At 37.8% G+C, this 11,661-nt stretch carries 8 protein-coding genes; 5 read left to right on the top strand and 3 right to left on the bottom strand.

All coding sequences use genetic code 11. From position 1 onward, the window contains the following. Positions 1 to 5: 5 nt before the first annotated feature. Positions 6 to 1,397 carry an efflux transporter outer membrane subunit gene (locus ACYVHJ_RS11720; protein WP_460514971.1) on the top strand — a complete coding sequence of 464 codons (1,392 nt, stop codon included), beginning with the start codon at positions 6 to 8 and terminating at the stop codon, positions 1,395 to 1,397. Between the two features lie 529 nt (positions 1,398 to 1,926). Here the strand turns inward: ACYVHJ_RS11720 and ACYVHJ_RS11715 are convergent. Next, positions 1,927 to 4,299 (bottom strand): TonB-dependent receptor, encoded by a 2,373-nt coding sequence (locus ACYVHJ_RS11715; protein WP_460514969.1) that lies wholly within the window; start codon positions 4,297 to 4,299, stop codon positions 1,927 to 1,929. A 198-nt stretch (positions 4,300 to 4,497) separates the two neighbouring features. On the opposite strand from ACYVHJ_RS11715, the gene ACYVHJ_RS11710 reads away from it, so the two are divergent. Both ACYVHJ_RS11710 and ACYVHJ_RS11705 read left to right on the top strand, forming a co-directional pair. After that, positions 4,498 to 5,532 (top strand): sensor histidine kinase, encoded by a 1,035-nt coding sequence (locus ACYVHJ_RS11710; protein WP_460514967.1) that lies wholly within the window; start codon positions 4,498 to 4,500, stop codon positions 5,530 to 5,532. A gap of 1 nt (position 5,533) precedes the next feature. Then, complete coding sequence (locus ACYVHJ_RS11705) at positions 5,534 to 6,238, top strand: LytR/AlgR family response regulator transcription factor (RefSeq protein WP_460514965.1); 705 nt, start codon at positions 5,534 to 5,536, stop codon at positions 6,236 to 6,238. Positions 6,239 to 6,243: 5 nt separating this feature from the next. Here the strand turns inward: ACYVHJ_RS11705 and ACYVHJ_RS11700 are convergent, their stop codons facing one another. Next, positions 6,244 to 7,038: a 3-keto-disaccharide hydrolase gene (locus tag ACYVHJ_RS11700; RefSeq protein WP_339901077.1), complete on the bottom strand. Its 795-nt coding sequence runs from the start codon at positions 7,036 to 7,038 to the stop codon at positions 6,244 to 6,246. Between the two features lie 78 nt (positions 7,039 to 7,116). Further along, positions 7,117 to 9,354, bottom strand: coding sequence for a bifunctional SulP family inorganic anion transporter/carbonic anhydrase (locus ACYVHJ_RS11695; protein WP_460514962.1), 2,238 nt, complete (start codon positions 9,352 to 9,354; stop codon positions 7,117 to 7,119). Between the two features lie 233 nt (positions 9,355 to 9,587). Between ACYVHJ_RS11695 and ACYVHJ_RS11690 the strand changes: the two genes are divergently transcribed. Together ACYVHJ_RS11690 and ACYVHJ_RS11685 are read left to right on the top strand one after the other, a co-directional pair. Then, positions 9,588 to 10,886 (top strand): alpha/beta hydrolase family protein, encoded by a 1,299-nt coding sequence (locus tag ACYVHJ_RS11690; RefSeq protein ID WP_460514960.1) that lies wholly within the window; start codon positions 9,588 to 9,590, stop codon positions 10,884 to 10,886. 52 nt (positions 10,887 to 10,938) lie between these two features. Beyond that, a complete protein-coding gene (locus ACYVHJ_RS11685) occupies positions 10,939 to 11,457 on the top strand; it encodes a DUF4943 family protein (RefSeq protein WP_460514958.1) in 519 nt (172 codons plus the stop codon). The last annotated feature ends 204 nt before the right edge of the window (positions 11,458 to 11,661 follow it).

Here is an 11,661-nt window from a genome sequence, read left to right as displayed (position 1 = left end):
TTACTATGTTTAAAAATAGTCTATATATACCTTTTTTGTTGATAATTTTACCATCATGCTTTGTGGCCAAAGATTACCAGCAGGCCAATGATCTGGTAGATGAAAGTTATTATCGAACAGATTTGCTGTCTGAAGACAGCATTACGATGGCTGATTATTCGTGGAGAGAAGTGTTTACTGACTCTGCCTTGGTTGATTATATTGAAGAAGGGCTGGCTGCCAATATTGATATAAGGACAGCATTACAGAAGGTTCTTGCAGCACAGGCTTACTACAAGCAGGGAAAATGGGGGCAATTGCCCACTTTATCTGGCACAGGTCAAGCAACTCATCAAGAATTGTCAAGAAACTCTCAATTCGGTTCCTTTTTTGATGGAGGTATCACCCAATATGAGGTTTCAGTTGGCTTTTCATGGGAAGCAGACATTTGGGGAAAAATTAGAAGCCAGCGAAGAGCTTTTGAAGCCACCTATTTGCAATCCGTTGCTGCACATCAGGCTGTCAAAACCAGGCTGATTAATGACATTGCCAATCTATATTTTAGATTGTTGGCTTTGGACGAACAATTGGAACTGACCAACGCAACTATCAGCAACAGGAAACAGGCTTTGGAAACAACGGCTTCATTAAAAATTGCAGGGATAGTTACCGAGGTAGGAGTGAAGCAAACAGAAGCACAACTGTTTACCGCCAAAGCCTTGAAAGTGGATTTGCAAAGGGACTTGCATTTAACTGAAAATGCATTGGCAATATTATTGGCTAGGTCCCCTGAAGAAATTTCCAGAGGCAGCCTAGATGAGCAAAGCTTACCTGAAGAACTATCCATAGGTTTTCCGGTGCAATTATTGCGAAACCGACCGGATGTATTTGCCGCAGAATACGGGCTGATCAATGCCTTTGAATTAAGCAATGTGGCAAAGACCAATTTATATCCTTCCTTAAGTATTACAGGCACCGGAGGTATCCAGAGTTTGGAATTGGATCAATTGTTCAGTTTGAATTCTGCTTTTGCCAATATTATTTCGGGTATTACACAACCAATTTTAAATGGAAGGAAGTTAAAAACCCAGTTAGAAGTGGCCAAGACCCAACAAGAGCAGGCGTATTTAAACTTTAGAAATACCATTCTTAATGCAGAGAAAGAGGTTTCTGACGCCCTGTATAATTTTCAAGCAGCCAAGGAAAAGGAAAAGCTCTTAAAACTGGAGTTAGATGCTTACAAGGTAGCCATCGACTATTCTGAGGAACTGCTTGACAATGGTATTGGAAATTATCTGGAAGTGATTACTGCCCGAGAAAATGCATTGAATTCTGAAATCAAATTGATTAATACAAGGTATACTCAACTTGAGTCCTTGACCAACTTGTACAGGTCCCTTGGTGGGGGATGGCAGTAGTCAATAACGTCCCCTTGCTGTGTTGAGTTGAAGAGGCCTACCCATAGTTTTAAGTCTCCATTTTTAGAATGGATTCTTGGTTAGTCCATTGATTATCAATCCTATTTAATTTCCCTAAAGTAGTTTGGAAGATTAATCCTTAAGCTACTTTAGGGATTGTTTTTAACAGTTTAAAAATATATTTCTTCCATTTACTTTAAAATTAGACATCGTTGTTTTAGGCGTTGCTTTAATATTTTTCAGCGCTGGCGAAATGGACTTCTCCAATTTTTGAATGATACTATTAGACCCGGATTTTGTAATAAGATTTTTTGAAATTTCTCATGGGATGTTGGGATTGCAGGGAGTGCAAATCTTGAAGTGACTTCAATAGGTCACAGATGGTATAATGCCTATTTAGGGCAAAAATACCTCTTTCAGCTTCAGGCTACAATAAAACAAAAAAAGTTGCCACAAAACAAGGTTTGTGACAACTGTATAACAAGCATATTATAATTATTTACCCACTCTTTTAGAGGCTTGTTATGTTTTAAAAACGTCTTTTTTGACCACTAAACTCCATGGCTTCTCCTTTTCCAAATCCGTAACTTAAACCAAAAGTCACAAAACGCCCACGCATTCGGTGGCTGTATTGAGAAAAGTTGTTTTGAATGGTTTCACTTTCAAAAATTCTACTGGCAAAAGCATCCCTTACGCTCAGGTTAAGGATCACTTTTCCTTTCAATACTTTTTTCCTAATACCTATGTCTGCCATGGCATATCCACTCATTAAGCTTTGGAAAGTTTGTCTTTTAGACTGATAATTTCCTACCATCTCTAGGGTAAAATCAGCAGGGAATTCAATTTTGGTGGTCAGCCTTGATGACCATTGATCGGCATTAAAATCAAAATCTGTTGATTCATAGGTGCCTTCTCTATGGAAGTAATTGTAATTAAAATCTCCATTAAATGACAACCAATCTAAAGGAGTGTATTTACCATTAATTTCCCATCCGGTGGTTTTGTTTGTACCGATATTCATGGGCATGGAGATGGCCACATCCCCTTCAAACCGAGTCACATTCTCTACAGTACTGGTGATGTATCGGTGATATAAAGAAGAGCTTAATGAAAAGGTTTTGTGATCAAATATTCCTGTGATCTCATAGCTATCTGTCAATTCAGGTAGTAAATCCGGGTTTCCTGTTCTGATACTAAAATTGTTTCTAATATTATAATAAGGATTTAAATCAAATAGTCTTGGCCTTGCTATTCTTCTGGAATAACCGGCTTGAAGGCTAAAGTTATCCCTCATTTTATAGGAGGTATGAACCGTTGGGAAAAAGTTGGTGAAGTTTCTGTTGTTTTCTTGGTCAGTTTGTTCCAGAAGGGTAAACAAATCGGTGTTTTCCATCCTTAAGCCCAACTTTATTCCGGCTTTTTCTCCCTCATAAGCACCTGTACTGTAAATTCCTAAAACCTTTTGATTGTATAGAAAAGAGTTGGACAAATCGGTTACGACCACCCACTGATTGTTTTCCCAGTTGCTAATAGAATAATCATTGCCAACGTCAGTAATCAGGTATTGACCACCGGCTTCAAAGGTTATTTCTTCAGTAAAGGGCTCGGTATAATCGGCTTTAAAAGTGTATTCCACCTGACCAAAGTCCGTTTGGGTTTGCTGTTGGTCGCTCATGGCTTCTTCCCCAAATTCAGGTGTATTGTTAAAGGAAGATTCTTGATCTTTTGAAAAGGAGCTACCCAAAGCACTTACCAATAGAAAATGATCTTTTTTATCAGAGAAGTCCTTTTTGTACTGCATCTCAAATTGCCATTTTGGATTGGTTGCAGAAGTCACTTCATCTCTTTGCCAGGCAGAAGAAACTACATTGTCTGCTCCAATGGCTTGATAGTTTATTAAAGAAGTTTCTGATTCCCATTCATAAGCAAAGTTACCGGTGAGTGAAAGTACGTTTTTATCATTGATGTGATAATCTGTTCCCAAGATTATATTTAAGAATGATTCTCCCTTGTCTCTTTCTCCATAATTATTTATTTCCGTATTGGCCGTTTCATTTCTATTATAGCCCTTATAGTTTTCCGGGAATTTTCGTTTACCAAAACCGATTTGACTAAAGAGATTGAATTTTTCTGTTCTTTTATTTAAACTAAACCCTAAACTATGGTTTTCAGGTACCCCTGTATTTAAAGATACAGAGCCATTAATCCCTTTCTTTTCTTCTTTCTTCAAGACGATATTGATAATACCGGAGGTGCCCTCAGCGTCGTATTTTGCTGATGGATTGGTGATTACCTCAACACTTTCAATCATATCGGCTGTCAAAGTACCCAATGCATTTCCACCATCACTGGCCAAAACAGAAGGTTTGCCATTAATCATGATTTGTACACCACCTGCCCCTCTCAATTGAATCTGACCCTCAATGTCCACTGTGACTGATGGCACATTATTAAGCACTTCAAGTGCACTTGCCCCCGTGCTACTCAAATCCTGGCCTACATTAAATATTCTTTTGTCTAACCTAAACTCTGTGGACGATCGCTCTCCTCGGATAATTACTTCATCCATTAATTTGCTATCTTCTTCCAATAATATTGTACCGAAATCAACTTTTCCATTATTTAATTCATATTCTTCAACCGTCTTTGAAATAAATCCAATGAAACTAATCTCAAGAACAAATTCTTCCGCTTGGGTTATCAGCAACAACCCACCGTCCGCTTTAGTAGTGGTTCCTACCAAAAGATTTCCTGAGGCTTTATCCAGTAATTTAATGGTAGCAAACTCAATTGGGTTTTTGCTTTTGGATTCCACCACTTTACCGGATACTTCAATATCCTGTGCCAGTGAAGAAAATAATGTCACAAACAATACTGTGACAAATGTTAGTAGTCTTTTCATGAAGTTAAATATTTTCGGTTTGTAATTTGAATTTGATAATAAATCCTGAATCCTAATAATGTATTCGGTAAACGGCTCTATTTATCTGCCAAACGACATAATTTTGATTTCTAAGAAAAGCTTGTTGTTTACAGTGATATATTTGATGTTCAACCATAAAATTTGTCTCTTGGCTTACACAATTCATATATTTATACCATGAGTAGGCATCCCACAGTTCAGCACTTATCAAGAAAAGAGCTTCTTTTTCAGCTTGTTTTACATGCTTTGGTTTTCAGTTTTTATGTAATTGATAGCAATCATCCGAGCAAAGTCAATTCTTTTCATTGGTATGATGTTGTTTTTTTTCTCAATTATACCATTGCAAATCTTTGCATTAGTTACCTTTTATTACCTAAGTTTTATTACTCAAAAAAATACATAGCCTTTTTCGGTCTAACCATCATAATCCTTGCCCTGGTCATTATTATGGAAGAATTTGTGATAGAAAAATGGTATTTTCCTGACTCAAGGGGAGCAGGGTTTCCCGGTGTGATGTTTAGTTTAGGTCAAGTATTGCCGGTTATTGTAATTTTATCAGGCTTTAAATTTGCTTGGGATGCCCTTCGAAACCAAAGGAAAGTAGAAGAGTTAAAGGCCATCATTAAAGAAGGGGAATTGACTTTTTTAAAGTCCCAAATAAACCCTCATTTCCTTTTTAATAACCTGAACAATCTTTATTCGTATGCAGTTGTGAAATCTGCTAAAACTCCGGAAATTATACTTGAATTAAGTTCAGTACTTCGGTATATGCTGTATGAATGCAAAGAAACTTCAGTTCCTCTTTCGAAGGAAATAGAGCACCTGAGAAATTTTACTCGCTTGTATGAAATGCAGATAGAGGAAAGAGGGAAGGTTAGCTTTGAGGCTCCAGAACAAATTTCAGGATTTGTAATCGCTCCTTTAATATTGAATGTTTTTATAGAAAATGCATTTAAACACAGTCAATCCGGTCAATCGGAACAAATTGTGATAGACATTAGGTTGACGATAAGTGAGGGTGGAAAATTGATTTTTGTTTGTCAAAACAATTACAAGGGCGATAATGTGGATGCCAATGCCGGAAAAGGCATTGGATTAAGCAATGTTAGAAAAAGATTGGACTTGCTTTATCATGATGCGCATGAGTTGGAGATTCAGCAGACGGATTCAATGTATAAGGTAACTTTAGAAATGGTATTGAACAAAGACTGATATGAACTGTATCATAGTAGAAGACCAGCCACCTGCACAAAGGATATTAAAAAAATACATAGAAGACTTGGGAAGCCTAGAGCTAAAAGGAACCTTTAGTGACCCCATTTTAGCCATGAGTTTTTTGAATACCAATGACATAGACTTGGTTTTTTTGGACATACACCTGCCAAGGTTAACAGGCTTAGAGTTTCTCAAAAGTCTCAATAAAAAGCCTTATATCATCCTTACAACTGCCTATTCCGAATATGCTTTAGAAAGCTATGAGCTCGATGTGGTGGACTATTTATTGAAACCTTTTTCTTTTTTAAGGTTTGTAAAGGCAGTAGGGAAGGTTCCCGTTGCAGGTTTTTCTTTGCCTAAAGAATATGTTTCTAATAGACCTGAGCAGCAAAGAAAGGAACACTTTGTCAAACTAGGTTATGATCATATTCGTATTCCTTTTCAGGATATCATATACCTTCGAGCAGATGGAGATTATTGCGACATTATTCTTCCGGAAAAAAAATACCTGTCTTCTGAACCCATGAGAAAGTGGTTGGATTTATTGGATGAACAGCAGTTTGTGCGCATTCATAAATCCTTTATTGTAAATATTTCTCAAGTAGAAAAGGTTTCCGGCAATATGATTACTTTACTTGATGGGGAAAAATTACCCATTGGCAGGGCTTTTAAAGAAGCTTTTGCTGAAAGGTTTCTCAAATAAAATTATTAATGAATAGCTTTAATTTTTATGTTTTTAAACTCAACTCCTTGTCCTTCAGCTTGTAGTCCAATGTATCCTTCTCTTAATAATTTTCCGTCTACTTTATAGGCAGGATCAAATCTTGTGGCTACACCACCTCCAATTTGTGGTTTGGTATATTGTAAAACTTCTTCACCATTTACTTTATGTATCACGAGAGAATCACTGTATACGATTAATTCTGCATGCACCCACTCATCCCATGGAAAAGTAGGAGAGCTGGAGTTTATGCAATGCCTGGGATCCATTTCTCCTTCAAAGTAAACTTCAGTACCCGGAGAGCACATGTTTCCGGTAGGTCTCGGCTTACCATCTCCGGCATCTGCCAGCATTTGATATTCTACGGATATCGGCCAGTCTTGCTCCTTTAGTATGGTTTCAGGGGCTTGAGAATGAAACATCACCCCGCTGTTTCTGTAGGTATAGCTTGGTGCGTCTTCCATCCATTGGTCAGTAAAACGATAATCGAATTTGAGATGGAAGGAAGCATAGGGTTTTTTGTAGAAAAGATGGCCATAGCGCTCATCGAAACTTTCATAGCCATCATAATTTACCTGAATTACGCCATCTACCACTCGAAAAGTATTGGCATAATTATCTCCTGATTCATGGTGCTGAAACTTTGGGGTCCAACCTTCCAGGTTTTCTCCATTGAAAATGATCTCCCATGGCTCTTCGGTTATCCCTTCAGCGGTTTTGGACTCACCTCTTTCACAAGAAGAAATAATTAATAGTAGGATGAACCATGTGAACGATGACATTATATATTTTTGTTGGTTTTTGATCAATGACCACTTCATTTTTCTTATTTTATTGAGTAAACTGTTTCAAAAACTAAGTTAAGAATTATTATTGGTTACTTTTTCAGAAATATGAAGCGGAGAAAAATCTATTTTACCTGATTTTCTGTCAAAAATGGCCGTACATAAACCAATATTACCACGCGATATCTCGTAGTTGAGGTAGCTGTTTTGGGTAAGGATTAGGTTTTTAGAATACGCAAGATTCCAGGTCATTAATCGCTCAGTCCATTCCACGAGGTTTGCTTTGCTTAATTGGTCAGGGACCAAAAACTTTTCCTTTATCGCAGGAACCAATAGGGGACTTATGCCGGAGTCAGGATCTTCTACCAGTTTTTTTAATGAGGCTAAAATTAACTTATTGGAAGTATTTCCCATGATTAAAATCAGCCTGGCTTTCTGGTTTCTACAAGAAATTTCAATACTTTCTATCAAGTGATTGTCCAATAAATTTCCTGCCACTTTCAGAGGAATGAGATCTCCTATTCCCGTGTTCATAAGCATGTTGAGTGGTTCCCGCATATCTATACAGTTGACCATTACGGCCAAGGGATCCACTTTAATAAAATCCTTTAACTTTTTGTTTTGGTACCTTCGGGAAACCAAATCTCCGTCGATATAGCGTTTGTTTCCTTCCTCAAGGAAGTTTAATATTTTATGGGGAGCGTTTAAATCACTTCGATCTTGGGTATCTTTTCTGTCCAAAAATATTTTTTTCTTCGCGGTAAAGTTCTCACCCATCCCCAATATAGAAAAATCGATATTGTTTTCTATGGCGAAGGTCTGCTTATAATCTTCTAATATTTCAATAATATCCGGTTCAATATAAGAAGAAAAAGAGGCATCTACGATTACCTTTGACCCCTTGGGCAAATTCCATAAAGTCCGCTTAATGGCAGGCTTATTTAAAAAAGAAACTTCATTGGAAAGCTCTAGTCGAATGGTTTTTTTCTTGCTGGAGGGGTTGGTGGCCTCAATAAAATAAGGATTGTGAAAATTGCTGCGAAGTAAGAAAAAAACGCTTATTGAAGATCCAATCAATACACCCAATAACACATCTGTAAAAAGAATGGCTATTATGGTCACCGCAAAAGGTAAAAATTGTGGCCAGCCTTTGCGGTACATTTGCCGAATCATATGGAACGAAGTGAGCTTGTATCCTACTAATAGCAATATACTGGCAAGGGAGGCTAACGGAATGAGATTGATGATATTGCTGAGAAATAACACACTAATCATCAAGAGAAAACCATGGATGAGTGTGGATAGCTTGGATTCAGCTCCTGCCTCTATATTAACTGAACTGCGCACAATTACAGAAGTAATCGGAATGCCTCCTAATAAACCTGTCAAAGTATTACCCACTCCCTGAGCAACCAATTCCTGATTGGGTGGGCTTCTTCTTTTGTGGGGATCCAGGTTGTCTGTGGCTTCTAGGTTCAATAAAGTAGCAATAGAGCCTATGATTGCAATGGTGAAGGCATAAGTCCAAACCTTACCATCATTGATAGCCGAAAAATCAGGAAATGTGAAGAGCCCGCTAAAGTGACTGATTTCAGGAATATTGACAAGATGAACCCCATCTAGGAATAACTCCGGAACAAAAAGCTTAAAAAATTGATTGAGGGCCACCCCAAGGATGACCACAAAAAGTGACGGAGGAAATAATTTAAGCTTTTTGAGTGGGGTGTTATCCCAAAAAATCATTGTACCCAATGAAATAACAGATAATACCAATGCCCCGGGAGCTATGGAAGAAACAACCATTTGAACCCTTTCTTGAAAGCCTGTGAATGTATCTTGGGAATAATCTAAAAGCCTGCTATCATCAATTTCCACCCCAACGGCATAGGGCAATTGTGAAAAAACCAAAATTAAACCTATAGCAGCCAAAAGGCCTTTTATAATATTGGTAGGGATATAATCTGCTATTCCTCCAGCCTTTAAAAAGCCCAAAGCCACCTGAATTAAGCCCCCTATCATCAAGGCAAGCAAAAATACCTGAAAAGAACCTAGCAATTGGATGGCAACCAATACCACAGCGGACAAGCTTGCAGCCGGTCCGGAAACACTTGTATGAGACCTACTTAACAATCCTATAACCAAACCTCCGATCATTCCTGAGATCAGCCCTGAAATTAAAGGGGCACCACTAGCAAGTGCTATTCCTAAACACAAAGGAAGGGCAACCAAAAAGACCACAATCCCGGAAGGGATGTCTTTTGACAGGTTTGTAAAGATTCCTTGACTTAAAGTATTCTTTTCCTTCTTATCCATTCGTTTTTAGTTGACGTTAATTAATACGATAATAGTTGAAATAAATAATAAGCATCAACAAGATTCAAGGCCAATGATGGATAAATATTTTCCCTCCAAACAAAATCCTTGAAACAAAAATAGAATAAGAATTAACAATAAATTATTCTAACTCTTAAATATTTATATCCAAGAAAAAAATTATCTTTAATCTTTAGATTTTTTTAATAGAAAGCAAATAACCCAAATAACTTATGAAATTTACGAAGCTATCCTATGCTATTTCTTTAATTCTTTTCAGTTTATTTTCTTTAAAACCAGCAATAAGCCAAACCAATCCTCCAGGTTTTATTTATGGTGATATGCTTCCTGATGCTCCGGAATTGGCAGAGCGTGGAGAGTATAAGGTTGGCGTAAAGACTTTAAACTTCCTACATAAAGATCAGCCGGATGTGGCCAATTTTAAAAAGGAAGAAAAACCCATTTATGACAGGCCGCTAAAGGTTGAGGTTTGGTATCCGGCAGAAGGAGATAGTCCCACAGAAATTACTTATGAGGATTTTATTGGACTGGCAAACGACGAAAAACGTCCACTTTCTCCTTTCTCATTTAAAGGAAGAGCAGAACGAGACGCACTTCCCAAAAATGATGAAGGCGCATTCCCATTGGTAATTGTTTCTCATGGCTATGTGGGTTCCAGGTATTTGATGACCTACCTTACAGAAAACCTGGCTTCTAAAGGTTATGTGGTGGCAGCTATTCACCATACTGAGTCCACTTTTGAAGATCCGGGTAAATTTTCTAGTACGCTTTATCATCGGCCAATAGACGATTTATTTGTACTCAATGAAATGGAGAAATTGGGCAAGAAGGGGGCTGATGGCATATTGGCAGGGATGATTGATGTGGAGAATACAGCCTTAGTAGGTTATTCCATGGGTGGATATGGTGCCTTAAATGCAGCAGGCGCAGGTTTTTCATCAGGTTTTGGTGGGTTTTTTAAACAAATGACCGGAGGAAGTGACCTAATAATGGAACGAAGTATAGCTCATCCTTCTTATGCAGCGTCTGTTGATTCAAGGATTAAGGCTGTAGTGGCTTTTGCCCCATGGGGTATGGCAAGGGGAGTTTGGGATAGTGAAGGATTAGCTAATCTTAAAACGCCTGTTTTTTTCATTGCAGGTGATCAGGATGATATTTCGGGCTATGAGGATGGGATCAAGGCTATTTTTGATGGAGCTGTCAATGCTAATCGGTACTTGTTGACCTATATGAATGCCCGACACAACGTAGCACCAAACCCACCACCGGCAGAATCTTTTCAAAAGGGGATGCATCTGGATGAGTATTTGCGTTATGCAGAACCCGCTTGGGACCAAAGAAGGATAAACAATATCAACCAACATTTTGTAACAGCTTTCTTGGGGGTTCACTTAAAAGGTAAGGACTATTCATCTTTTCTAGATCTAACCGAGGATTCATTGGAAGAAACTTGGAAAGGTTTTAAGCCTAGAACCTCTATAGGTCTAGCCTTGAAACATTTAGCGCCTTAAATGTGGTTAATATTTTTTATATTTAGGTTAAAATAACCGGAACATATACAATATGAAAAGTTTAAGGTGTTTTGTGATGCTTTTTTATTTCCTAGCCTTTATGGCTTGCAATAATAATGAAGAAGAGCCCCTTCAAAATGTTGAGGTTGAGAATTATATTGCGCTATTGGTCAAGGGTGAATATACAGCAATGGATTTGCCGGATTTTACTGAAGCAGATATACCTAAACTGTTGACTTATAGAAATAAAACCGAAAAAATCACCAATTTCCCACGGAATATGATTTCTTCGTATTTTAATAAGGAATGTTCTTTGGGAATGTATGCATTATGGACCATAGAATCGATTCGTGCTGTTGCGATAGACAGCGAATATTTAATAGGAAAATTTCCTTCCCAAAATCCAGTTGTGAAAGAAAGGAGCGGTGGATTCGATCTGGTGCAGGAAGAGGATGCGCATCCCATAGTGGCTCAAGCTTATTTGGAATGGTGGCAGAATAATCAAGGTCGAAGTTTTGAAGAATTCAAGGAGGTTGACCCATTGCTTGATACAGGTTTGAGTTGGCATTAAACCTTGGATTAACGTACCTAAATTAATTTCCATACCTGCAGTACCCGAAGCCATGCTATTATTTTATAGCCCAATGGTCATTGAAACAATACTACATGTTTTGATTTTTTATTACAGGGATTGGGGCTTTCCAATTATAATTAAGTGCCTTTACGCATTAAAAAATGACTTTTTAATATTTTTCTTGAAACCCATTTAGTCTAG

This window comes from Cyclobacterium sediminis (assembly GCF_054781075.1).
The sequence above is the reverse complement of the archived record's forward strand: the minus strand, read 5'-3'. Positions and strand labels throughout refer to the sequence as shown.

What these genes read in the sequence shown, in the direction of transcription:
- ACYVHJ_RS11720 (WP_460514971.1), top strand. Translation starts at nt 6, where the DNA reads ATGTTTAAAAATAGTCTATATATACCTTTTTTGTTGATAATTTTACCA.
- ACYVHJ_RS11715 (WP_460514969.1), bottom strand. Translation starts at nt 4,299, where the DNA reads ATGAAAAGACTACTAACATTTGTCACAGTATTGTTTGTGACATTATTT.
- ACYVHJ_RS11710 (WP_460514967.1), top strand. Translation starts at nt 4,498, where the DNA reads ATGAGTAGGCATCCCACAGTTCAGCACTTATCAAGAAAAGAGCTTCTT.
- ACYVHJ_RS11705 (WP_460514965.1), top strand. Translation starts at nt 5,534, where the DNA reads ATGAACTGTATCATAGTAGAAGACCAGCCACCTGCACAAAGGATATTA.
- ACYVHJ_RS11700 (WP_339901077.1), bottom strand. Translation starts at nt 7,038, where the DNA reads ATGTCATCGTTCACATGGTTCATCCTACTATTAATTATTTCTTCTTGT.
- ACYVHJ_RS11695 (WP_460514962.1), bottom strand. Translation starts at nt 9,354, where the DNA reads ATGGATAAGAAGGAAAAGAATACTTTAAGTCAAGGAATCTTTACAAAC.
- ACYVHJ_RS11690 (WP_460514960.1), top strand. Translation starts at nt 9,588, where the DNA reads ATGAAATTTACGAAGCTATCCTATGCTATTTCTTTAATTCTTTTCAGT.
- ACYVHJ_RS11685 (WP_460514958.1), top strand. Translation starts at nt 10,939, where the DNA reads ATGAAAAGTTTAAGGTGTTTTGTGATGCTTTTTTATTTCCTAGCCTTT.